Consider the following 22012-nt stretch of genomic DNA (forward strand, 5'->3'; position numbering starts at 1 on the left):
AGGCGGGGTGCCGTGAGGCGGGCGTGACGCCGGCGTGAGCCCGGCGTGAGTCTGCCGTGGGCCGTATCGCCAGGACCCGGTTCGGCTCCATACTGGGGACGAGGATCGGGGAGAGATGGACACGGGACCTGAGCTGTCGATCAGCCTGCTGCCCACGTGCGTGCTGTCCCGCGCCGGGGGCGAGGTGGTGGTGCCCCTGCGGGTCCAGCGGCTGCTGGCTCTGCTGGCTCTCTCCCACGACCGGCCGCTGACGCGGGCCCACGTCGCCGGGTCGCTGTGGCCGGACACCACGTCGAGCCGGGCCTTCAGCAGCCTGCGGTCCACCCTGCGGGGCCTGCGCAGCCTCGACCCGCTCGTGCGGGTGGACGTCGAGAGCGTGCGCCTCTCCCCCGAGGTGCACGTCGACTGGGTGGAGGCCGTCGACCATGCCCGCAGGATCCTCGACGATGACACCCGGGTGCCCGCCCTGCGGGCGGTGCAGCTGCTGCGCCGCGGGCTGCTCACCGACTGGTGCGAGGAGTGGCTGGACGCCGAGCAGCACTCCTTCCTGCAGCTGCGCGTCCACGCCCTGGAGACCCTCTGCCTGCAGCTGAGCCAGGACGGTCGCCATGCCCTCGCCGTCGAGGCGGGTCTGGCCGCCGTCGCCTGTGAGCCACTCCGGGAGAGTGCCCACCGCGCACTGATCCGTGCCCACCTCGCCGAGGGCAACCACTTCGACGCCATGGCGCAGTTCCGTCGCTTCGAGCGCGACCTGCGCACCGAGCTCGGCCTGTCCCCCGGCCCGGGCGTGACCAGGCTGCTGCCGGGGTGCAGCCCCGTCACCGCGCCGAGCTAACATCCGCCAGGAAGGACCCCGACCCGGAAGCAGGCGAGGCGCGCATGGGCGACGCACCGGCACACCCCACACGTGCGCAGATCACCGAGGCCCGCAGGCTCGTCGCAGGTCACGTCCGCCGCACCCCGGTGCTGGACGTGACGCTCGACGACGGACGGCCGGTGACGCTCAAGCTGGAGCAGCTGCAGCACACCGGCTCGTTCAAGCCGCGGGGGGCGTTCCACTCCGTGCTGTCCGCGCCCCGACGGCCCGACCTGCTGGTGGCCGCCTCCGGTGGCAACCACGGCCTGGCGGTGGCCCACGTGGGCCGCAGCCTCGGCATCCCCGTGCAGGTCTTCGTGCCGGCGACCGCGCCGGCGGTGAAGGTGGCCCGGCTGCACGCGCTGGGGGCGCAGGTGCACCAGGTCGGCGAGCGGTATGCCGAGGCGCTCGAGGCGAGCGCAGCCGCCGCGGCGGCTCCCGGAGCCCTGGCCGTGCACGCCTACGACGGGCTGCCGACCGTCACCGGTCAGGGCACCCTGGCCGCCGAGCTGGAGGAGCAGACCGATGCCGGCACGGTCCTGGTGGCCGTCGGCGGTGGTGGGCTCATCGGAGGCGTGGCGTCCTGGTGGGCAGGTCGCCGTCGCATCGTCGCGGTGGAGCCGCACGGGTGCCCGACGATGCACACGGCGCTGGCCGCCGGGTGGCCGGTCCCGACCGCCCCCTCGGGTCTGGCCGCCGACTCCCTGGGTGCCACGGTCGTCGGACAGGTCGGCCTCGCGGCGTGCCGGGCCGCCGAGGCCGTCTCCGTGCTCGTCGGTGACGACGACATCGCGCAGGCACGGCAGTGGCTGTGGCGCCACGTCCGCGTCGCCGCGGAGCCCGGGGGTGCGACGGCCCTGGCGGCCCTGCTCTCCGGGGCCCACCGCCCGGACGACGCCGAGCGCGTCTGTGTCATCGTGTGCGGCGCCAACGCGAGCCCGGCCGACCTGACCGACGTCGACTGAGGCCGGCACACCGCATACTGCCCCCATGACGATCACCGACACGGACCTCAGGCACCTGCGCCGCTGCGTCGACCTCGCGCGCGAGGCCCTCGAGGACGGCGACGAGCCCTTCGGCTCGGTGCTGGTCGGTGCCGACGGCACGGTGCTGTGCGAGGACCGCAACCGGGTGAAGGACGGCGACCACACCCGGCACCCCGAGCTCGCCCTCGCCCGGTGGGCCGCCGCCCACCTGTCCGAGGCCGACCGGGCCGCGGCGACGGTCTACACCTCCGGCGAGCACTGCCCCATGTGTGCCGCCGCCCACGGGTGGGTGGGGCTGGGCCGCATCGTCTTCGCGACCTCCACCGGGCAGCTCACGGCCTGGATGCACGACGCGGGCGTGCCGCCGGGTCGCGTGGCACCGCTGCCGGTCGCGGTGGTGGCACCGGGCGTGACCGCCGAGGGACCGGTCGAGACGTTCGCCGAGGAGGTCCGGTCGATGCATCGGGCCGCGTGGGAGCACGCACCTGTCGCAGCGGACCATCCGACCGACCCTTGATGGGAGCCCCGGCCCTCGGTAACGTGGCGGAGGTCACCACGTCGCCGACGTAACCGTGGCGTCGGCGCACACCCGGGGCACTCCCGGCCAGGACGCGCCGCCCCCGGGGCACCGTCGACGTCGTGCAGACCGCCTGCGGCGACCCGCCGAAGCAGGGGCCTGCATGGCCCCGGAGCAGGAGCCGGACCCATGACCACCCACCAGGGGACCCTGGAGGTCCCGGAGCTCGAGGACCTGCGAGCAGAGCTGAGCGGCGTCCTCCTCGAACCCGACGACCCGGACTACGACGACGCCCGCCGCGTGTGGAACGGGATGGTCGACGTCAGTCCCCGCGCCCTCGTGCGGGCCTGGTCCACGGAGGACGTGGACCACGTCATCGACACCGTGCGCCGGACGGGCCTGCCGCTCGCCGTGCGCGGCGGCGGGCACAACATCGCCGGACACGGGACGGTCGAGGGCGGGATCGTGCTCGACATGAGCCCCCTGCGGGACGTGTCCGTCGACCCCGACCGCCGCCTGGTCACCGTGGGTGCGGGAGCCACCCTCGCCGACGTCGACGCCGCGACAGCGCCGCACGGGCTGGCGGTGCCGGTGGGTGTCGTCGGAGGCACCGGCATCGCAGGGCTGACCCTGGGAGGTGGGGTCGGCTGGCTCACCCACAGCGACGGTCTCACCATCGACCACCTGGTCGCGGCAGAGCTGGTCACCGCCGAGGGAGAGCACCTCCACGTCGACGAGCAGACCCACCCGGACCTGCTCTGGGGGCTGCGCGGTGGGGGCGGCAACTTCGGTGTGGTGACCTCGTTCACCTTCCGAGCCCGCCCGCTGCGCTCTCCGGCGTACGTGGGCAACCTCGTCTACGCGCGTCCGCACTGGCGCAGCACCCTCCGGGCGGTCGACGCCTGGACCGCCACGCTTCCGGACGCGATGAACGTCATCGTGAGCTTCCTGGTGCCGCCTCCCCAGTTCGAGATGGGGGACGAGGCAGTCATGATCGTGGCCTTCGCCTGGGCCTCGGACGACCACGACGAGGGCCGCGCGGTCGTCCGGGACCTGACGGACACGGCGCCACCGGACGACGAGGAGACCGGCCCGCTGCCGTGGACGCAGTGGCAGACGGCCCTGGACGAGGCCTTCCCGAAGGGCTCACGGGGCTACTGGAAGAACGCGTCCCTCTCCCGGCTGGACGACGAGGTGCTCGAGGTGGTCGTCTCGTATGCCGAGCAGCTCACGTGGGTGGGGACCGGCATCGACCTGCACCACCTCGAGGGCGCCTTCGCCCGGGTGCCCGAGGACGCGACCGCGTTCCCCAACCGTTCTGCCAGGTTCTGGCTGAACATCTACGGGTTCTGGCAGGACCCGGAGGAGGACGAGCGGCTCAGCGACTTCGCCCGCCGCATGCACGCGGCCCTGGCGCCGTTCGCCGAGCAGGGTGAGTACGTGAACTTCCTCGGCGCCGAACGAGGCGCAGACGCGGACCAGCGTGCGCGTGCGTCCTACGGCGAGGCGACGTGGCGGCGGCTGGTGACGCTGAAGGACCAGTACGACCCGGACAACCTGTTCCGGGGCAACCAGAACATCACCCCCAGCCGCCCGGCCCGCTCCTGACCGTCCCCCGGTCGGCCCGTCACGTCGTGGGCGTCACGGCTCCACGGCGGCCGGCTTCTGCCCCCGACGCACCAGGTAGCTGCCGAGCCCGATGAGCAGCACGATGCCGAACAGCGCCCACAGCAGCGCAGCCGGGTCCTCCAGACCCGCGGCGCCGACCTGCACGTAGAGCGCGACGGCAGGCAGGATGCCCAGGGCGGTGCCGACGACGTAGGGGCGCAGCGGCACCCCGGTCGCCCCGGCCACGTAGTTGACCGCCATGAACGGGGCGACCGGCATCAGCCGGACCGCGAGGACAGGCCACACGCCGGTGCCCGAGAGCTGCTCCCACACCTGGCTGCGGTGCTGCCGGATCGTCGACTCGACCACGGGCAGCAGCGCGCTGCGCGCCAGCACCCATCCCAGCAACGCGCCGGCCATGGCCCCCGCCCACACCACCCCGACGCCCAGGACCCCTCCGAACACGGCACCGGCCAGCACCGTGAACAGGCCGAGCGGCACCGGCAGCAGGCTCAGCACGGCATACGTCGCGACGAACAGCACAGGCCCCCAGACCCCGGCACGGTCGACGGCGCCCCGCACCGCGTCGCCCTCGAGCCATCCGGCCTGCCAGGCCAGGCCGACGGCCAGGAGCAGCACCGCACCCACCGCGAGGTCGACCGCTACGCGACGCCTGCCCATCCGCTCACTCCTGGTGCTCCGCACGGCCGTGGTGGCCGGGTCGTCCTCCACGTAAGGCGCTGAGGAGAGCGGCGTGTTCCCGCCCTGCTCATCCATCGGCGGTCTCGGCCAGGCCGGCCGCCGGCGCTGCCGGCACGCACCAGGCGTCAGGAGCCACCACCAGCCCGACGCACTCCCCGATCCGGGTGGCGGTGCCGAGCGGGACCTCGGCCCGCACGACGGCGGTCGGCAGCCGGGGATGGCTCACGCTCACCTCGACGACCTGTCGCGCACCGACCCGGGTCGTGCCCACGACCGTGCCGACCGCGGTCGCCGACGGGTCCGTCCCGTGGGTGATGCCCACGGTCTCCTGTCTCAGCAGCAGCGTGGCCGCCGGGGTCACGGTCGCCGCGCCGCACGGCAGCGTCCCCAGCGCGGACACATGCCCCGCCGGGGTCAGCACCCCGCCGATCTCGCTGAACCCGCCGACAACCCTGGCCACCGCCACCGAGGCGGGCGCCGAGTAGAGCTCCTCGACCGGCCCGACCTGTGCCAGGCGACCCTCCACCAGCACCGCGACCTCGTCGGCCAGCGCCGCCTCGGCCATGTCATGGGTGACCATGAGCAGCGTCGGCTCGAGCGCTGCCCGCACCTCGATAAGCAGCCGGTGCATGGCCGACCTCAGCTCGGTGTCGAGCGCGCTGAACGGCTCGTCGAGCAGCAGCACCTCCGGCTCGGCCGCCAGCGCCCGGGCCAGGGCCACCCGCTGCTCCTGGCCGCCGGAGAGGGCGCGGGTGCGCCGGGAGGCCAGCTCACCGAGGTGGACCAGCGTCAGGTAGCGTCGGGCCGCCTCCCGCGCCTCCCTTCGCGGACGCCCTGCGACACGGCCGGCGAACGCCACGTTGTCGAGCACGTCCAGGTGCGGGAAGAGGTGAGGCTTCTGGAACATCATCGTCATCCCGCGTCGCTCCGGGGGCAGGCCCAGCACGCTGCGGTCACCGACCCGCACGTCACCGGTGTCCGGGCGGGTCAGACCCGCGACGAGCCGCAGCAGGGTCGACTTGCCGGAGCCGGACGGGCCCACCACGGCCGTCATGCGTCCCTCGGCGAGGTCCAGCCCCACGTCGGTCAGCACGGGCTGTGCCGAGTCCGGGTGGCGGTAGGAGAGGCCGCTGAGCCGCAGCGCGGAGGTCATCGCCGGGTCCTGCTCGCCTCGAGTGACCGTGCCACCAGTGGTGCGGTGAGCACGGCGGCCACGAGGGGCACCACCATGAGCGTCGAGAGCACGGCCACGACCGGCTCGTTGCCCAGCCCGGAGGCCCCCGCCGCGACCAGCACCGGCGCGGTGACGAGCCGGCCCCCGCCGATGACGACCGTGACGACGTAGTCGCTCCACCCGACGAGGAAGGCCAGGGCTGCTGCTGCCAGCAGTGCCGGGGCCAGGACGGGCAGCGTCACGGTGCGCAGCGCCTGCGTGCCGGTGGCTCCCAGCATCCGCGCCTGGTCCTCCAGCTGCGGGTCGGTCACCGCGTAGGCCGACCGCAGCACGTAGGTCGTGTACGGCACGGCATACGCCACCAGCAGGCCGACCACCGCGACGAGGCCGGGGATGCCCAGGCGCAGGAGGAGGACGTCCAGCCCCATCGCGAGGGCGAAGGGCGGCAGGGCCACCGGGAGCAGCAGGAGCGCCGCGGACACCCCGTGCCACCGGCTGCGCCCCCAGGCCAGAGCCCGTCCGGCCAGGGCCCCCAGGGGAGTGGCGAGGGCAGCCACCGCCAGGCCCAGGGCCGCCGAGCGGCCCAGTGCGGGAAGCCCGCCCTCGGCCACCGCCTGCTGCCAGCCGGACCACCCCCACTGCGTCGGCAGCGCGGCACCGGCGGGCCACCGGTCCGCGACGCTCCACAGCCCCAGCGGCACCAGGGGCAGGGCGAACCAGAGCGCCAGCAGCACCACGGCGACGCGGCCGCCCAGCGCGCTCACCGGCCGACCCCCCACCGTCGCAGCAAGGGCACCGCGAGGGCCGCGACTGCGAGGGCCACCGTGATGCCGACCAGGGCCGCTGCGGCGGCCTGCGGGCGCGCAGCGAGGTCGATGGAGGAGAAGAGTCGCTGGGCCAGCACGGGCAACGGCTCGGGGTAGGCGCGGCCGAGCAGCCAGGCCACCTCGTAGGAGCCGAACGCGTAGAGGAAGGCGATGCCCGCCGAGGCCAGCAGCGCCGGGGCAGCGAGCGGCACGGTCACGCGGAGCAGACGCTGCCGGGCATCGGCGCCGAGCACGGCGGCGACCTCCTGCAGGTCGGTCAGCCGGCGGCTCAGCGACGCGGTGACCACCAGGGCCACGAAGGCCGACTCCTTCCACGCGAGCTCCAGCACCACGGCGACCGGCCAGCCGCCGCCGACGAGCTCGGGCCAGGCCGTCGGCGCCACCCCCAGCCAGCGCGGCAGCAGCCCACCTCCGGAGAGCAGCAGCCCCACCGTCGCGGCACCGACGAGGTGGGGCACCGACAGCACCGTCGCGGTCAGGGCGCCCAGGCGACGGCGCACCCCGGCCGACCGCACGAGCAGCAGCGCGGTGGCCATCCCCACGGCCGCCGCCAGGAGCGTCGAGAGCGTTGCGATCACCAGCGACTCGCGCAGGCCCAGGAGCAGGTCGCCGCCGAGGGCCACGAACGCCGCCGCACCCGGCGTCGGAGCGCCGACGAGCGGCAGCAGGCCGAACGCCGTCATCAGCACCGAGACCGTGGCGGTCCCGGCCACGGCTCCGGTCACCACCACGGCGGGCAGCAGCAGGCGGGCTCCCCCGCGGGCGGGAGCACGGGGCACCTCGCCCTCCCCCGCAGGGGGTCCGGTCACGGGTCCGCCAGCACCGCACGGCGCCAGCCCTCGTCGAGCGCCGGCACCCAGGCCGAGGAGAGCTCCGGGGCCGCGCCCTCGGACAGCTCCTCGTAGGACGGGACGACGGGTGAGGCCGACAGCGCCTCGAGCAGCGCCCGGTCCTCGTCCTCCAGCCGCTCGAGGTCGAGCACGGTGAACTGCCCCCACACCGACGGGTCGGCCTTCGCCGCCTGCTGCTCGGGCGACAGGGCCAGGTCGGCCACCACCATCGCGGCGGCCTGCGACCCCGAGGTCGTCGGGATGGCCAGGAAGCTCGCGTTGCCGATCGTGCCCTCCTCGAGGGGCAGCACCCGGGTGGTCTGCGGGTAGGTGCCGTCGGCGACGAGGTCGGTCAGCGTGGCCGGCCCGTAGGTCATCGTCATGTCCACCTCCCCGTCGGCGAAGAGCGTGTCCAGCGCCGTGACGTCGCGGGGGTAGGTGCGCCCCTCCCGCCACAGCGAGGGTGCCAGCCTCCCGAGCCGGTCCCACACCCGTGGGGCCAGCGTGTCGTACGCCTCCTGGTCGAACGCCGCGGGCACCTGCTCGTGACCTTCCGACACGTCGTACAGGACGTGTCGCACGAACACCGAGCCGGTGAAGTCAGGCGGGGCCGGGTAGGTGAAGCGCCCCGGGTTGGCCTGCGCCCAGTCCAGGATGCCCGCGAGCGTGGTGGGCGGGTCGGTGACCCGGGCGCTGTCGTAGACGAAGGCGAACTGAGCCTTGTGCCAGGGTGACTCGCACCCGTCGACCGCGGTGCCGAAGTCCTCGGTGAGCAGCGGGTCGTCCGGGTCGGTGAGTTCCAGGTGCGGCAGCAGCGGCGTCCAGCCGCACAGCCAGGCGTCCGCCTGGCGGCCCGTGGCGAAGGTGTCGCCGTTGACCCACACCAGGTCCACCGCCCCGTCGTCGGTGCCGGCCTGCACCTCGGCGAGCACCCGGGTCAGCGCCTCGCGGGTGTCGGCCACGGGCACCCGCCGGAGCGTGACCCCCTGCTCGGCGGCGGCCGGGGCGAGCACGTCGTCGACGTAGGCGTTGCCCTGGTCGTCCCCGCCCCACATCCACAGCGAGACGGTCTGGCCCTGGGCCGCCTCCTGCACCTCCGTCCAGTCCGCGGGCAGGTCGTCGGGGGCGCCACCGGCCTGAGGCGCCGCGCACCCGGCGAGCGCGAGCGCCAGGGCCGCGGACAAGGCGGCGACCCGGCGCGGCATACGGTGGGACATGCTGGCCTCTCGCAGGTGACGGCGGTCACGTGAGGAACACACTGGGAGCACGGTGGCTTCCCGTGACAGCATGTCAGCCTGACCTGGAGGAACATCGTGACGCCCAGCAACCTCGGCACGTTCGTGCGGGGCACGGTGCTGCTCGTCGTCCTCCTGCTCGTGTGGTGGGCCGCCTCCCAGGTCGGCGCACCGGACGTCGAGGAGACCCGGGCACGGATGGAGCAGGCGGGCCTGTGGGGCCCGGTCTCCTTCCTCCTGCTCTTCGCCACCCTCACTTTGCTCGCCGTGCCCAAGAGTGTGCTGACCGTCGTCAGCGGTGCGGTGTTCGGCATGGCGGTCGGCTCCCTGCTGGCCTGGACCGCGGGCCTGGTCGGCGCCGTCGCCGCCTTCGCGGTCGGCCGGCTGCTGGGCCGTGACGCGGTCGAACGGCTCACCCGGGGACGCCTGGAGCGCATCGACCAGCACCTGCGCGACAACGGCATGTGGTCGATCTTCACGGTCCGGCTGATCCCGGTCGCGCCGTTCACCGCCATCAACTACGGGTCCGGGCTGAGCGGCGTCCCGTTCCCTCCGTATGTCGTCGGCACCGCGCTCGGGATGGTCCCCGGCGTCGTGGCCTACGCCTCCATCGGGGCCTACGGCACCGAGGACCCGTGGCGTGCGGTGTTCGTCGCCGGCGGGGTGGTGCTGCTCGTCGCCGCCGCAGGAGCGCTGCTGCGCCGTCGCGCCCGCGGGGCACGAGCGCGGGGCGTGGAGCCGGGTGTGGAGCCCGACGAGGGCGCGCGTGCTTGACCGGGTGGCGCGCCGGGCGCTCGACCCGGCTGTGACCCGCGCCGCCGCGGCGGTGGACCGGCCCTGGCTCTCCCCCGACCGGCTCACCGTCGCGGGGCTGGTCATCGGCCTGGGCAGCGCGGTCGCCGCGGGGCTCACCTGGTGGTGGGTGGCACTGGTCCTGTGGCTGGCCTCCCGGGTGTGCGACGGGCTGGACGGGCCGCTGGCCCGCCGCCGTGCCCGCGGCCGGCCCGAGCCCGCGTCGCAGGCGGGAGGCTTCCTCGACATCACCGCCGACTTCACCGTCTACGGCGCCACGGTCGTCGGGGTGGCGGTCGGCGTCACGTCGGCCTACCCGGACACCAGCTGGCTGCCCTTCCTGCTGGTGCTGCTCGCCTACTACGTCAACGGGGCGGCGTTCCTGGCGTTCTCCTCCGTCGCCGAGCGCACCGGCCGCCGGATCGACGACGGCCGGTCCCTCAGCTTCCTCGGCGGCCTGGCCGAGGGCACCGAGACCGTCGTCGTCCACTCCCTGTGGCTGGTGCTGCCGCAGCACGCGGGGGTGCTGGCGCTGGTCTGGGCCGCCGTCGTCGGAGTCAGCGCGGCGCACCGGGTGGTCGCCGGCTACCGGGCCCTGAGGTAGGTCAGCGGCGGTCCAGCCACCACCGGCGGGCACCGGCGAGCGCCCGGGTCGCGGTGCGCACCGCAGGCTGCTCCAGCGCCTGGCGCGCATGGGCGACCGCGGCGTTCCACGGGCCGTCGTCGTAGGTCGGGTACGGGTGCACGACCCCGGCGAGGTCCCGGGTGGTCAGGCCACGGGTGATGGCCAGGGTCACGACGCCGAGGCTCTCCCCCGCGCGTGGGCCGACCAGGGTGGCTCCGACGATGCGGCCCTTGCGGTCGACGGCCAGCCGGCTGACGCCCTCGGTCTGCCCCTCCGCGACCGCCCGGTCGAGGTGGGCGTGGTCCCACTCGGCCAGGGTCATGCCCTCGGGCAGCGGGTCGGTGGCGACCCCCACGGCCGCGACCTCCGGGTGCGTGAACGTGACCCGCGGCAGGGCTGCTCCGGACACGCTGCGGCGCAGACCCAGCACGGCGTTGCTCGCCGCCAGGCTGCCGTGCGCTGCGGCGACATGGGTGAACTGCGGCTTCCCGGTCAGGTCCCCGGCTGCCCAGATGCGTGGGTTCGTGGTGCGCAGGCGGTCGTCGACGACCAGGAACCCACCCGGCCCCACCTCGACCCCGGCCGACGCCAGCCCCAGGTCGGCCGTGCGCGGCGAGCGGCCGACGGCCACGAGCAGCCTGCCGAAGGCCACCCGGGTGCCGTCCTCGAGCAGCAGGGCACCGGTGCCGTCCGGCCCGGGCTCCACCCGGGCCACGGCCTGTCCGGTCCGGACCCTCACGCCGTCGGCCTCCAGCGACGCGGTGACCAGCCGAGCGGCATACACGTCCTCCCGCGGCAGCAGCCGGGAGGCCCCCTCCACCACCGTGACCTGGGTGCCGAGCCGGGCGAACGCCTGGCCGAGCTCGGCGCCGATGCTCCCGCCGCCCAGCACCACGAGGTCACGCGGGAGCCCGGTGAGCCCCCAGACCGAGTCGCTGGTGAGGTATGCCGTGTCCGCCAGCCCCGGGACCGGTGGCACCGCGGGGGCCGCACCGGTGGTGACCAGGGCCTGGCGGAAGGGGATGGTGCGACCGTCCACGTCGAGGGTGCCCGGGCCCGTGAAGCGTGCGTCACCGGTCAGCACCCGCACGCCGGCGGCCTCCAGGGCCTCCGGGGTGTCCACCGGCTCGATGTGCGCGATGACGCCGCGGACGTGCTGCATCACGCGGGTGAAGTCGACCCGCACTCCGGAGACGTCGACGCCCAGACGGGCCGCCCGCCGCGCGGACGCCGCGGCCTCCGCCGCCGCGATGAGCGACTTGGACGGCACGCACCCGGTCCACAGGCAGTCCCCACCGGGGCGCTCCCGCTCGACGAGGAGCACCCTCACCCCCAGGCGGGCCGCCGTCTTGGCGCCGACGATGCCCGCGGTGCCGCCACCGACGACCACGAGGTCCCAGGGCGCTGCGTCGAGCCGCCCGGCGGCCGCCCGGGTGGCGGCCGGTGCGGTCACGGTGTCTCCTGCCCGTGCGGGCCGCGCGGTGAGCCGGTGAGCTCGTCGAGGTAGCCGCGCAGCCGGGTCAGGCTGGCCTCGTCGGGCTCCGGACGCTGCGACCAGCCGGCCAGGGCGTGGTGCAGGGCGTGCAGCTCGTAGGCCGAGTCGGCGCACTTGGCGCAGACGGCCAGGTGCTCCTCGATGCGGGCGATCTCGCCGGGCGTGAGCGGTGCGGAGGGGTCCGCGTCGAGATAGCGCTGGAGGCGACGGGCCGACCACATGCAGGTGACCATCTGGCGCAGTGATGACCTCATGACTGCCTTCCTGGGGAGAGTGCGTCGGAGCCGAGAGCCTCGCGCACACGCCGGCGAGCACGGCTGAGGCGGGACATGACGGTGCCGACGGGGATGCCGAGGGTGGCGGCGGCCTCGGCATAGCTGAGGTCGTCGACGTCCACCAGGACCAGCACGGCGCGGAAACGGGGGTCGAGGGTGGCCACCGCGGCGGCCAGCTGCTCGTCGAGCGTGCCGTCGACCACGGTGTCCTCGGCGCTCTGCTGGCGGGCGGCACCGAAAGCCGGGCGGGCGTCGCCCACGCGGTCCCAGTCCGCGAGGGTGTCGGGCCGGCGCCGGCGGTGCATGTTCACGTGCGTGTGCCGCAGGATCGTCAGCAGCCAGGCCCGCGGGTGTCGCCCGTCGAAGCGGTCGATGGCGCGGTAGGCCCGCAGCAGCGACTCCTGGACGAGGTCCTCCGCGTCGGCGCGACGCCCGGTCAGCGACAGGGCCACCCGCAGCATGACCTCGATCTGCGGCTCCACGTGCTCGCGGAAGGCGCGAGCCGGGTCCTCGAGCGCAGGGCGGGTGGGCGGGGGCACACCGGGGTAACCCGCTGACGGGCCCCGGCTCTTCCCGGCCGATACTGGGCCCATGCCCGAGCCTTCCGTCCTCCTGCTGGTCGGGGCGGGCCACGCCCACCTGCACCTGCTGGCGGAGGCCGGGAGCCTGCGCGCGGCCGGTCACGACGTGCACCTCCTGGCGCCGGCCACGTTCGCCTACAGCGGGGTGGCCTCGGCAACGGCTGCCGGCGCCCTGCCGCCGGGCTCGGGCACGCTCGACGTGGCCGGGCTCGCGGGACGGACCGGCGTGCGCCACCACGTGGCCCGGCTGGTGTCGGTCGACCTGCCGGGCCACCGGGTGCTCACCTCCGACGGCGTGTGGCTGGCCTGGGACGTGCTCTCGGTCAACATCGGCAGCGTCGCCTCCGCCGACGGCCTGGTCGTGGACCCCGACGTGCTGCGGGTGAAGCCTCTGGAACAGCTCGCCGCGCTGGCCGAGCGGGTGCGGGAGGCAGCACCGCGCGGGGCCCGGGTGACGGTGGTCGGTGGCGGACCCTCCGGGCTGGAGCTCGCCGGCCACCTGTCCGTCCTGCCCGGCGTCGCCTCGGTGCTGCTGCTCGAGGCGGGCCCCGTCGTGGGCGGGGCACTCCCCCAGGGTGCTCGCCGTCGGGTGCGCCGGCTGCTGGCCGACCGCGCGGTGGTGGTCAGGACGGGGGTGGCGGTCACCGAGGTGCGCTGCGGGCACGTGCTGACGCGGGACGGCGAGGTGCTCGACCACGACGTCGTCGTGCTGGCCACCGGTCTCGTGGCGCCCCCGCTCGTCGCCGCCACCGGCCTCGGGGGGCCGCAGGGCGTCCCCGTCCGGGCCACCCTGCAGCACCGCGACCACGACGAGGTGTACGCCGCCGGTGACTGTGCCGACTTCCTGCCGGGACGGCTGCCACGCATCGGGGTGCACGGTGTGCGCCAGGGTCCGGTGCTGCTGGCGAGCCTGCTCGCCCGGAGCCAGGGGGAGGCGCTGCCCGCCTACCGGCCGCAGCGCCACGCCCTGCAGGTGCTCGACCTCGGCGGGGGCGCGGGCCTGGCGGCGCGCGGCCGGTGGTGGTGGCAGGGAGCCTCGGCGCTCCGCCTCAAGCGGGTCATCGACCGGCGCTGGCTGGCGGCCTACCGCCCGTGAGGCGCCTCAGCGGGCCGTCAGCCACATGGCCTGGTATGCCGCCAGACGGAGGTCGTCGTACTCCGTCACCGGCGGCGGTGCACCTGTGAGGTGGTCGAGGACGGCGTGCGGGTCGAGGCCCTGCGCGGCCAGCCACCAGGCCGGCACGTAGCGGTCGTGCTCGGTCACGTTGTAGATGCCGACCATCGCTCCCAGCGGGTGCTGCCGGACGACCCCGAGCACCCCTGGAGCACCCGTCGGGAGGGGGTGCGCCGACACGCTGGCATGCAGGTGCGGCAGCGAGGCCCGGGCCCGCACCATGGCCCGCAGGCCACGGCATACGCGGGCAGCGGGCGAGCCGGGGTCGTCGGCGAGCGCGTCGACGACGTCCCAGTCCAGCGCCGGCCGGTGCGCCCACCGGTTGTCCTCGGCGTGCTCGGCCACCTCGTCCCAGTGCGGGTCGTTGAGCGCCGCGATCTCGTCACCGGACCAGATCACCGGGATGCCGCCCCACCCGAGGACGAGCGCGTGCCCGAGCAGCAGCCGGCCGACCGCGTCGTCCAGACGCCCCCGGTCGCCGTCACGCAGGGCCCGGCCGACGCCCGCCAGGCTCGCCGCTGAGCCGCTGACCCGCATGTCACCGGTCGCCAGGTTGTGCTGGAAGACGAGCCCGTCGGCGAAGGACCCCTCGAAGTCGCCGGTGTAGAAGCGCGACAGGAAGCCACGGTGCTCGTAGCCGTTGAGCTGCACGGCCGCCGCGTCACCGTCGTCGATGGCCCACCCGATGTCGTCGTGACAGCGCAGGTAGGTGATCCAGGCGGTGGTCGACGGGATCGCCGGGATGCGGGCCAGGGCGTGCGCGGCCAGCGTCACGTCCCGGCTGGCCAGCATCGACCAGATCTGCACCATGAGGCTGTTGTGGTAGGCGAGGTCGCTCACCTTGCCGTGATGGACACCGCGGCCCAGGTAGTGGACCAGGTCGTCCGGCCCGACGATGGCCTCCGCCTTGAAGACCAGCGCGGGGGCCGCGATGCGGGCCACCGCGCGCAGCGCCTGGGTGAGCTGGTGCACCTCGGGCTGGTTCTGGCAGTTGGTGCCCTTGCGCTTCCAGGTGAACGCGATCGCGTCCAGCCGCAGCACCTCCACCCCGTGGTTGGCGAGGTTGAGGATGACGTCGGCCATCTCGCAGAAGACGTCGGGGTTGGCCCAGTTGAGGTCCCACTGGTAGGCGTTGAACGTCGTCCACACCCACGCCGACAGCTCCTCGTCCCAGGTGAAGTTGCCCGGCGCGAAGTCCGGGAAGACCTCCGGCAGGGTCGCCTCGAACGCGTCCGGCTCGGTGCGGTCCGCGTAGACGTAGAAGTAGTCACGGTAGTGCGGGTCCCCGCTGCGGGCGGCCACGGCCCACTCGTGCTCCTGCGCGACGTGGTTGAGGACCAGGTCCAGGCACAGGCTGACCCGGTTGGCGCGCAGCGTCGCCGCGAGGTCACGCAGGTCGTCCATGGTGCCCAGGTCCGGGCGGACCGAGCGGTAGTCGGCCACGGCGTACCCCCCGTCGTTGGGGGCCGGTCGCGGCTCGAGCAGCGGCATGAGGTGCAGGTAGGTGACACCCAGGTCACGCAGGTGGTCCACCCGCTCGGCGACCCCGGGCAGCCCGGTGCCGGACGCGGCGTACCGCTCGGTGTAGGCGGCGTAGCCGACCATGTCCGGCCGCTGGAACCAGTCCGGCTCCAGCAGCCGCTGCTCGTCGAGGACGTGCAGGTCGTCGGCCCGACCGGCGTAGGCCGCGGCGGCCAGCTCCAGCAGCCGCCCCGCGACCGTGTGCGGGTCGGCGTAGACCTCCAGACCCGTGACGAGGTCGTCCCACCAGCGACGCGCCCGCAGCCAGAAGGTGGTGCGCCGGTGCGCCGGCAGGGGGGCCAGCCGCTCCCCCACGGCACGCGCGCTGGCCACCGGGAGGTCAGGCAGCGACACAGGGGAGGGTGTAACCGCTGTCACGGGTCCCATCCCACCACACCGGCCCACCCGGGACCAGGGTCCGCCGTGCCCGGGCCGCCGGCATACCGCCGTCGTGCGTGGCTCAGAAGACCATCGTCCACGCCGCGGCGCCGGCCGGCACGGCCATGGCGATGATCACCACCAGCGCAATCACGCGCTGGCGCCGGGCGCGGGCCCTGCGCATCTCGGCCAGGTCGTCGTGCGTCATCTCGTGTGCCTTTCGGGTCGACGGTCGCAGGGGACAGACTGTACGGCCCCCACCTGTGCCGGACCATGTCGCGTCTCGTCGTGTATAGGGCATTATCAGCTTTAGTTTAGAGTGGCCTATCGAACACGATCCGGTTGCCCGAGCAGCCCTTGGCGAGGCAGGATGCCCGTCGTGACCTCCTGCAGCGGCATCCTGCCGCCTCCGGCCTCCTGACCGGAGCGCCCACGCCCTGACCGGCCGTCCTGTGCGGCCGACGGGCCTGCGCTCCGGACCTGACACCCCCGTCGGCCCCCTCAGGAGCGCCCCGTGACACCCACCCGCACCTTCGCGTCGGGCACCGACGCGTCCGCACTCGGCCTGCTGCAGATCTGCGCGGCCGGGGCCCTCTGGGGCACCGGCGGGCTCGCGGTCGTCGTGCTCCAGGACCTCACCGACCTCACCGTGCTCATGGTCAGCGCGCACCGGATGGCGGTCGCGGCCGCGGTCCTGCTGCTGCTGGTCGCGGTGCTGCGCCGCCTGGGGCACGTCCGCGCCGTGCTGACCGCAGCGCCCGCCCGGGTCTGCGCCGTGGGGCTCAGCACCGCGGCCTACCAGGCGCTGTACTTCACCGCCGTCGTCAACGTGGGGGTCAGCGTCGCGACGGTGGTCGCCCTGGGGCTGGCCCCGGTGCTGGTCACGGTCTGGGAGAGCGTCCGCTCGCGGTCGCTGCCCGCGCCTGGCCGTTGGCCCGTGCTCGCGGCGGCCCTCACCGGTCTGGTGCTGGTGAGCCTGTCGGAAGGGACCACCTCGGGACCCAGGCCGGCACTCGGCATCGCCGCTGCCGTCGCCGCCGGCACCGGGTATGCCGTGGCGACCGTGGTCGGGCGCGACCTCGCCCGGGGCTCCCAGGCCATCGTCCTGACCACGGCCGCGACGACCGTGGGCGCCGCGGTGCTGCTGCCCGTGGGGGTCGTGGCCAGCTGGGGGCGTGCGCCGGTGCTGACCGCCGACCCCCAGGCCGTCGCCGTGCTCCTCTACCTCGGGGTGATGACGATGGCACTCGCCTACGGCCTGCTCTACGCCGGCCTGCGCACCACCTCGGGCAGCGCCGCCGTCATCGCCACCCTCGTGGAGCCGGTGACCGCCGCCCTGCTGGCCGCCTGGCTGCTCGACGAGCGCCTCGGCCCGCTGGGGGTGGTCGGAGCCGTGCTCATCCTGGCTGCGGTCGCCGGCCTGGCGCGCGTGCCGCACAGGCCCGCAGGCCCTGCGGTGCGTCGGCTGCGCCGGCGACCCTGACCCTGGCGCCGCGCACGCCCGTTCTGCGACAATCCGGCACCGAGGGGACTCGACGGAACGGACCGACACCGGTCCACCGTGGCCCCCCGCATCCTCGGAGGACATCGTGCCGGACACCGTGACGCAGCAGGAGCCCGACGTGCGGCTGGCCGCGAGGGCCGTCGACCTCGTCAAGGTCTACGGGGCGGGCGACACCGAGGTGCGGGCCCTCGACGGCGTCACCGTGGACTTCCCGGCAGGTCAGTTCACTGCCGTGATGGGGCCCTCCGGATCAGGCAAGTCGACGCTGCTGCACTGCATGGCAGGTCTGGACGGCGTGGACAGCGGCACCGTGATGGTCGGGGACACCGACATCACCGGGCTCAAGGACGCCGACCTCACCCGGCTGCGCCGTGACCGGGTGGGTTTCGTCTTCCAGGCCTTCAACCTGCTGCCGATGCTCACCGCCGCGGAGAACATCGAGCTGCCGCTGCGCCTGGCGGGGCGCACACCCGACCGCGGGTGGGTGGACACGGTCATCGACGCCGTGGGGCTGCGGTCCCGGCTCGGTCACCGCCCCGCCGAGCTCTCCGGCGGGCAGCAGCAGCGGGTCGCCGGAGCGCGAGCCCTGGCCGGCCGCCCGGAGGTCGTCTTCGCCGACGAGCCGACCGGCAACCTCGACTCCCACTCCAGCGGCGAGCTGCTGGGCTTCCTGCGGCGCAGTGTCACCGAGTTCGGCCAGACGGTGGTCATGGTCACCCACGACCCCACCGCCGCCGCGTACGCCGACCGCGTGCTCTTCCTGGCCGACGGGCGCATCGTCGACGAGATGGCCGGCCCGACCTCCGAGCGGGTGCTGGACCGGCTCAAGGAGCTCGGGGGCTGACCATGTGGAACGTCACCCTGGCGGGGCTGCGGACCCACCTGCTGCGGCTGGTGATGACCGGGCTCGCCGTGGTGCTGGGGGTCGCGTTCGTCTCCGGCACCCTCATGCTCACCGACTCCATGAGGCTGGCGTTCGACGACGTGGTGCGCAGCACCGCAGGGGGCCTGGACCTACAGCTGCGGGGCACCTCCGAGGTGTCCTCGGCCACCACCGCCGCCGACGAGCGCACGCCGGTCACCCAGGACCTGCTGGAGGAGGTCGCCGAGGTCGAGGGGGTGCGTCTGGCCGAGGGGGTGGTGCAGGGCTCGGCGCAGCTGGTCGGCGCGGACGGCACGCCCGTCGGGGGCGGCGGTCCACCGGCCATCGGGGCCAACGCCCCCAGCGAGCCGGGCCTGGGCGGGGTCGACCTCCAGGAGGGCCGCTTCCCCGAGCGGGAGGGCGAGGTGGCGATCGACCTCGCGACGGCTCAGTCGGAGAGCTTCGCCCTGGGCGACACCCTGACCGTGGTCACCCCGAGGGGAGCCGAGCAGGTCGAGCTGACCGGCCTGGTGCGCTTCGGCGAGTCCGACAACCTGGCCGGCGCGACCGTGACGCTCTTCGAGGCCGACGCCGCCCTGGAGCGGTTCAGCCCGGACGGCAGCTGGTCCAACGCCGAGCTCTACGTGGAGGAGGGCGCGGACCGGGCCGAGGTCGCACAGGCAGCGGCAGCGGTGGCAGGCGAGGGCTTCGAGGTCATCACCGCCGAGGAGCTGGTGGACGAGACGCTCGCGTCGATCGGCGGCTTCCTCGACGTCTTCGCCACCGCCCTGCTCGTCTTCGCCGGTGTCTCGCTCTTCGTCGGCGCCTTCATCATCTTCAACACCTTCTCGATCATCGTGGCCCAGCGCACCCGGGAGTTCGCCCTGCTGCGTGCCCTCGGCGCGAGCCGTCGGCAGGTCCTGCTGGCCATGCTGAGCGAGGCCGCGGCCATCGGGGCGGTCGCATCGGCGGTCGGCGTCGCGCTGGGCGTCGGCATCGCGACGGGCATGGTCGCGCTGCTGGAGGCGGTCGGCTTCGCCCTGCCCACCGCCGGACTGGTCCTCACCCCCCGCACGGTGGTCCTCGGCATGGTGGTGGGCGTCGTGGTGACCGTGGTCTCCGCGCTCCTGCCCGTCGTGCGCTCGACCCGGGTGCCACCGGTCGCGGCGCTCCAGGCGGTGGCCGCCCCGGTGACCCCCCGGGCCGGTGCGGCACGCTACGTGCTCGGTGGGCTGGTGACCGCCGCCGGGGTCGCCGGCCTGCTCGGCGGGCTGTTCGCCGGCGGCGGGGTCACCCTGGTCGGTGTGGGCGCAGCGCTGGTGTTCCTCGGCATCGCAGTGCTCAGCCCGCTGTTCACCCGGCCGTTGGTCCGGGCGCTGGGGGTGCCGGTGGCCACGCTGGCCGGGGTGCAGGGCGACCTCGCCCGCGAGAACGCGATGCGCAACCCCCGGCGCACCGCCTCCACGGCGGCGGCGCTGATGATCGGCCTCGGGCTGGTCGGCTTCGTGACGATCTTCGCCGCCTCGCTGCGGGCGACCGTGGCCGAGGCCGTCGAGGACCTCTTCGCCGCCGACCTGCAGATCAGGTCCTCCACCTTCACCGGCCTGCCCGACGAGCTGCCGCAGCAGGTCGAGGCGCTGCCCGAGGTCGACCTCGTCGGCATCCAGCAGGTCACCGACGTCAGGGTCGGGGAGCGCACCGGCTTCGCCCTGGCGATGGACCCCGCCACGATGGACGAGCTCTTCGTCCTCACGATGCAGGAGGGGTCCACCGCCGCCCTGGCCGACGGCGGGATCCTGATGACGCCCGACCTCGCCGAGGCCGGGGGCTGGTCGGTCGGCGACCCGGTGCCCACGGCCTTCGGGCTCACCGGTGAGACCGAGCTCGTGCTGCGCGGCACCTTCACCGGCGCCGGCGACGTGCAGTACGTCCTCGACAGCGGCACGTACCGCGACAACGTGCGCTCCACCCAGGTCTTCTCGGTGCTGATGCGGCTCGCGGAGGGGGTGTCCGTGGAGGCGGGCCGCACGGCCGTCGAGGCCGTGGTGGCCGACCTGCCGTCCGCGGTGGTGACCGACGAGGAGGGCTTCCGTGAGGAGCTGGAGGGCACCGTCAACCAGCTGCTGGCACTGGTCTTCGGCCTGCTCGGCCTCTCCGTGGTGATCGCGCTCTTCGGCATCGTCAACACCCTCGCCCTCAGCGTCTTCGAGCGGGTGCGTGAGCTGGGCCTGGTCCGTGCCATCGGGATGACCCGCCGGCAGGTGCGCGCGATGGTCCGGTGGGAGGCCGTGCTCATCGCGGTGCTCGGGGCCGTCCTCGGCCTGGTGGTCGGCGTCTTCTTCGCCTGGGTGCTCGCTCTGGCGCTGGAGGAGCAGCTCACCGCCTTCGTCATCCCCTACGGCCAGCTGGGGCTCGCCCTGGTCGCCGCGGCCCTGGCAGGAGTGCTGGCGGGGGTGCTGCCTGCACGGCGCGCCGCCAAGGTCGACATCCTCACGGCCATCACGGTCGAGTAGCGCCGACGGGGCTCAGCGCTCGCGACGCCGCACGATGTGACCGACGACCTCCGGGACCCAGCCGGTGTCACCGCGCATCCACCGGCCGCCGACGAGGTTGGTCGGCACCACCACGAAGTCGTGCCGGAACCCCCCGGCCACCGCGAGGTCGGTGCCGAAGACGTCGGTGACGATCTTCCAGTCGAGGTCGGTGTGCCGGTCGAGGTGCTCGCCGACCCCCATGGCGTAGCGCTCGACGACCGCCGCGTGATCACCCTTGCGGTTGCCGGCGACCCAGGCCTGGAAGGCGGCGTCGTAGCCGGCACCGATGGAGGTGAGGTCGTCGAGGTCGACCCCCTCGGCCTCGAGCTCGCGCACGGCACGGGCGATCCGGGCCTCCTCGTCCGGGCCGATCCGGGTGGCGCCCGGCTCGAGCACACCCCCCTCGTCGCTGACGTCCTCCTCGGAGGGCAGCTCGAGGCTCGGACCGGAGCTGACCGGCGGTGACTCGGGCCCCTTCTTGCGGCTGAACCATCCCATCGCCCCACCATATCCACCGGGACGTCCTCGGGTGGGCCGTCGGTGGCCCACCCGGGACCGGGCCTCAGTGCGCCGCAGCGGCCTCCTTCGGGCGCGGGACGAGATGCATCAGGGCGACGACGACCGCCCCGACGACCAGGCCGATGACGGCGGAGGCGAGGGTGTTGGTGAGCCAGGCCAGGGCACCGGCCGCGGCCGGGACGGCCTCGGCGACCCACTCCTCGGCGTGGTGGACGAGGTCGTAGGGAGCCGTGAGGCCCAGCTCGTCGGCACCCACGAGCAGGATGTGACCGCCCACCCAGAGCATCGCGACGACGCCCACCACGGACAGGGCGGCCAGCAGCTTCGGCATACCTCTCACCATCAGCTCGCCCAGCCGCTGCGCCGAGGTGGAGTCGCGCTCGGTGAGGTGCAGGCCGATGTCGTCCATCTTGACGATGAGGCCGACGGCGCCGTAGACGAGGGCCGTGATGCCGATGGCGACGACCACGAGGATGGCCGCGCGGGAGAGGAACGGCTCGTCGGCGACCTCGTTGAGCGCGATGACCATGATCTCGGCGGACAGGATGAAGTCGGTGCGCACCGCACCCTTGACGACCGTGTCCTCGTGCTCGGGGTCGAGCGCCACCGAGGGCGTGTCCTGCTCCGCCGGATGGTGCCCGCTCACCTTCTCCCAGATCTTCTCGGCGCCCTCGTAGCAGAGGTAGGTGCCGCCCAGCATGAGGACGGGCGTGAGGACCCAGGGCACGAACTGGCTGAGCAGCAGGATCGCCGGGACGATGAGGAGCAGCTTGTTGCGCAGCGACCCGGTCGCGATGCGCCTGATGATCGGCAGCTCGCGCTGGGCGGCCAGCCCCTGCACGTAGCGCGGCGTGACGGCGGCGTCGTCGACGACCACGCCCGCTGCCTTGGCGCCGGCGCGACCGGCGGCGGCGCCGACGTCGTCGATCGAGGCCGCAGCGAGCTTGGCCAGCGCGGCGATGTCGTCCAGCAGGGCGACGAGTCCGCCGGCCATCAGTGCTGCCTCTGCAGCGGGAT

At 74.3% G+C, this 22012-nt stretch carries 22 protein-coding genes; 10 read left to right on the forward strand and 12 right to left on the reverse strand.

Going from position 1 to position 22012, the window contains the following annotated elements:
- Window positions 1–115 precede the first annotated feature (115 nt).
- From LVO85_RS08260 to LVO85_RS08275, 4 genes are all read left to right on the forward strand, one after another.
- Window positions 116–835 (forward strand): AfsR/SARP family transcriptional regulator, encoded by a 720-nt coding sequence (locus LVO85_RS08260; RefSeq protein WP_232746948.1) that lies wholly within the window; start codon window positions 116–118, stop codon window positions 833–835.
- A 44-nt stretch (window positions 836–879) separates the two neighbouring features.
- Entirely contained in the window at window positions 880–1821 is a 942-nt protein-coding gene (locus tag LVO85_RS08265) for a threonine/serine dehydratase (RefSeq protein ID WP_232746949.1), read from the forward strand.
- A gap of 25 nt (window positions 1822–1846) precedes the next feature.
- The gene (locus LVO85_RS08270; RefSeq protein WP_232746950.1) at window positions 1847–2359 is read left to right on the forward strand and encodes a nucleoside deaminase; all 513 of its coding nucleotides are present in this window, start codon (window positions 1847–1849) and stop codon (window positions 2357–2359) included.
- Between the two features lie 189 nt (window positions 2360–2548).
- The gene (locus LVO85_RS08275) at window positions 2549–3967 is read left to right on the forward strand and encodes an FAD-binding oxidoreductase (protein ID WP_232746951.1); all 1419 of its coding nucleotides are present in this window, start codon (window positions 2549–2551) and stop codon (window positions 3965–3967) included.
- Between the two features lie 33 nt (window positions 3968–4000).
- Here the strand turns inward: LVO85_RS08275 and LVO85_RS08280 are convergent, their stop codons facing one another.
- The 5 genes from LVO85_RS08280 to LVO85_RS08300 are packed head-to-tail and all read right to left on the reverse strand — an operon-like array spanning window position 4001 to window position 8717.
- Entirely contained in the window at window positions 4001–4744 is a 744-nt protein-coding gene (locus LVO85_RS08280) for a TVP38/TMEM64 family protein (RefSeq protein ID WP_232746952.1), read from the reverse strand.
- Entirely contained in the window at window positions 4737–5822 is a 1086-nt protein-coding gene (locus LVO85_RS08285) for an ABC transporter ATP-binding protein (RefSeq protein WP_232746953.1), read from the reverse strand. The genes LVO85_RS08280 and LVO85_RS08285 overlap by 8 nt, the downstream gene beginning before the upstream one ends.
- Entirely contained in the window at window positions 5819–6607 is a 789-nt protein-coding gene (locus tag LVO85_RS08290; protein WP_232746954.1) for an ABC transporter permease, read from the reverse strand. The genes LVO85_RS08285 and LVO85_RS08290 overlap by 4 nt, the downstream gene beginning before the upstream one ends.
- A complete protein-coding gene (locus LVO85_RS08295; RefSeq protein WP_232746955.1) occupies window positions 6604–7479 on the reverse strand; it encodes an ABC transporter permease subunit in 876 nt (291 codons plus the stop codon). Before LVO85_RS08295 ends, LVO85_RS08290 begins: the two co-directional genes overlap by 4 nt.
- Complete coding sequence (locus LVO85_RS08300; RefSeq protein ID WP_232746956.1) at window positions 7476–8717, reverse strand: ABC transporter substrate-binding protein; 1242 nt, start codon at window positions 8715–8717, stop codon at window positions 7476–7478. The genes LVO85_RS08295 and LVO85_RS08300 overlap by 4 nt, the downstream gene beginning before the upstream one ends.
- Window positions 8718–8813: 96 nt before the next feature.
- Here LVO85_RS08300 and LVO85_RS17015 point away from each other — a divergent pair, with 96 nt between their 5' ends.
- Entirely contained in the window at window positions 8814–9509 is a 696-nt protein-coding gene (locus LVO85_RS17015; protein WP_232746957.1) for a TVP38/TMEM64 family protein, read from the forward strand.
- Window positions 9502–10131, forward strand: coding sequence for a CDP-alcohol phosphatidyltransferase family protein (locus LVO85_RS08310; protein WP_232746958.1), 630 nt, complete (start codon window positions 9502–9504; stop codon window positions 10129–10131). The genes LVO85_RS17015 and LVO85_RS08310 overlap by 8 nt, the downstream gene beginning before the upstream one ends.
- A 1-nt stretch (window position 10132) precedes the next feature.
- Here LVO85_RS08310 and LVO85_RS08315 read toward each other — a convergent pair whose 3' ends face one another.
- The 3 genes from LVO85_RS08315 to LVO85_RS08325 are packed head-to-tail and all read right to left on the reverse strand — an operon-like array spanning window position 10133 to window position 12461.
- Window positions 10133–11605, reverse strand: coding sequence for a dihydrolipoyl dehydrogenase family protein (locus LVO85_RS08315; protein ID WP_232746959.1), 1473 nt, complete (start codon window positions 11603–11605; stop codon window positions 10133–10135).
- Entirely contained in the window at window positions 11602–11901 is a 300-nt protein-coding gene (locus tag LVO85_RS08320) for a zf-HC2 domain-containing protein (protein ID WP_232746960.1), read from the reverse strand. Before LVO85_RS08320 ends, LVO85_RS08315 begins: the two co-directional genes overlap by 4 nt.
- On the reverse strand, window positions 11898–12461 hold the full coding sequence (locus tag LVO85_RS08325) for an RNA polymerase sigma factor (RefSeq protein ID WP_232746961.1): 564 nt from the start codon (window positions 12459–12461) through the stop codon (window positions 11898–11900). The genes LVO85_RS08320 and LVO85_RS08325 overlap by 4 nt, the downstream gene beginning before the upstream one ends.
- A gap of 52 nt (window positions 12462–12513) precedes the next feature.
- Between LVO85_RS08325 and LVO85_RS08330 the strand changes: the two genes are divergently transcribed.
- Window positions 12514–13599, forward strand: a complete 1086-nt coding sequence (locus LVO85_RS08330; protein ID WP_232746962.1) for an NAD(P)/FAD-dependent oxidoreductase — start codon at window positions 12514–12516, stop codon at window positions 13597–13599.
- A gap of 6 nt (window positions 13600–13605) precedes the next feature.
- On the opposite strand, the gene LVO85_RS08335 is transcribed toward LVO85_RS08330, so the two are convergent.
- Together LVO85_RS08335 and LVO85_RS16755 are read right to left on the reverse strand one after the other, a co-directional pair.
- Entirely contained in the window at window positions 13606–15552 is a 1947-nt protein-coding gene (locus LVO85_RS08335) for an alpha-amylase family protein (RefSeq protein WP_232746963.1), read from the reverse strand.
- Window positions 15553–15658: 106 nt separating this feature from the next.
- Window positions 15659–15784: a hypothetical protein gene (locus LVO85_RS16755; RefSeq protein ID WP_269813209.1), complete on the reverse strand. Its 126-nt coding sequence runs from the start codon at window positions 15782–15784 to the stop codon at window positions 15659–15661.
- A 306-nt stretch (window positions 15785–16090) separates the two neighbouring features.
- On the opposite strand from LVO85_RS16755, the gene LVO85_RS08340 reads away from it, so the two are divergent.
- From LVO85_RS08340 to LVO85_RS08350, 3 genes are all read left to right on the forward strand, one after another.
- Complete coding sequence (locus tag LVO85_RS08340; protein ID WP_232746964.1) at window positions 16091–17059, forward strand: DMT family transporter; 969 nt, start codon at window positions 16091–16093, stop codon at window positions 17057–17059.
- A 106-nt stretch (window positions 17060–17165) separates the two neighbouring features.
- Window positions 17166–17924: an ABC transporter ATP-binding protein gene (locus LVO85_RS08345; RefSeq protein WP_232746965.1), complete on the forward strand. Its 759-nt coding sequence runs from the start codon at window positions 17166–17168 to the stop codon at window positions 17922–17924.
- Window positions 17925–17926: 2 nt separating this feature from the next.
- The gene (locus tag LVO85_RS08350) at window positions 17927–20455 is read left to right on the forward strand and encodes an ABC transporter permease (RefSeq protein WP_232746966.1); all 2529 of its coding nucleotides are present in this window, start codon (window positions 17927–17929) and stop codon (window positions 20453–20455) included.
- Between the two features lie 12 nt (window positions 20456–20467).
- On the opposite strand, the gene LVO85_RS08355 is transcribed toward LVO85_RS08350, so the two are convergent.
- Window positions 20468–20974 (reverse strand): DUF3806 domain-containing protein, encoded by a 507-nt coding sequence (locus LVO85_RS08355; protein ID WP_232746967.1) that lies wholly within the window; start codon window positions 20972–20974, stop codon window positions 20468–20470.
- Between the two features lie 64 nt (window positions 20975–21038).
- Window positions 21039–21989: a DUF808 domain-containing protein gene (locus LVO85_RS08360; protein WP_232746968.1), complete on the reverse strand. Its 951-nt coding sequence runs from the start codon at window positions 21987–21989 to the stop codon at window positions 21039–21041.
- Between the last annotated feature and the right edge of the window lie 23 nt (window positions 21990–22012).

Source organism: Ornithinimicrobium sediminis (assembly GCF_021272345.1).
GTDB lineage: Bacteria > Actinomycetota > Actinomycetes > Actinomycetales > Dermatophilaceae > Ornithinicoccus > Ornithinicoccus sediminis_B.

Excerpts from the sequence above, each read along its gene's own strand:
- LVO85_RS08260 (WP_232746948.1), top strand. The coding sequence starts at position 116 with ATGGACACGGGACCTGAGCTGTCGATCAGCCTGCTGCCCACGTGCGTG.
- LVO85_RS08265 (WP_232746949.1), top strand. The coding sequence starts at position 880 with ATGGGCGACGCACCGGCACACCCCACACGTGCGCAGATCACCGAGGCC.
- LVO85_RS08270 (WP_232746950.1), top strand. The coding sequence starts at position 1,847 with ATGACGATCACCGACACGGACCTCAGGCACCTGCGCCGCTGCGTCGAC.
- LVO85_RS08275 (WP_232746951.1), top strand. The coding sequence starts at position 2,549 with ATGACCACCCACCAGGGGACCCTGGAGGTCCCGGAGCTCGAGGACCTG.
- LVO85_RS08280 (WP_232746952.1), bottom strand. The coding sequence starts at position 4,744 with ATGGATGAGCAGGGCGGGAACACGCCGCTCTCCTCAGCGCCTTACGTG.
- LVO85_RS08285 (WP_232746953.1), bottom strand. The coding sequence starts at position 5,822 with ATGACCTCCGCGCTGCGGCTCAGCGGCCTCTCCTACCGCCACCCGGAC.
- LVO85_RS08300 (WP_232746956.1), bottom strand. The coding sequence starts at position 8,717 with ATGTCCCACCGTATGCCGCGCCGGGTCGCCGCCTTGTCCGCGGCCCTG.
- LVO85_RS08320 (WP_232746960.1), bottom strand. The coding sequence starts at position 11,901 with ATGAGGTCATCACTGCGCCAGATGGTCACCTGCATGTGGTCGGCCCGT.
- LVO85_RS08330 (WP_232746962.1), top strand. The coding sequence starts at position 12,514 with ATGCCCGAGCCTTCCGTCCTCCTGCTGGTCGGGGCGGGCCACGCCCAC.
- LVO85_RS16755 (WP_269813209.1), bottom strand. The coding sequence starts at position 15,784 with ATGACGCACGACGACCTGGCCGAGATGCGCAGGGCCCGCGCCCGGCGC.
- LVO85_RS08350 (WP_232746966.1), top strand. The coding sequence starts at position 17,927 with ATGTGGAACGTCACCCTGGCGGGGCTGCGGACCCACCTGCTGCGGCTG.
- LVO85_RS08355 (WP_232746967.1), bottom strand. The coding sequence starts at position 20,974 with ATGGGATGGTTCAGCCGCAAGAAGGGGCCCGAGTCACCGCCGGTCAGC.
- LVO85_RS08360 (WP_232746968.1), bottom strand. The coding sequence starts at position 21,989 with ATGGCCGGCGGACTCGTCGCCCTGCTGGACGACATCGCCGCGCTGGCC.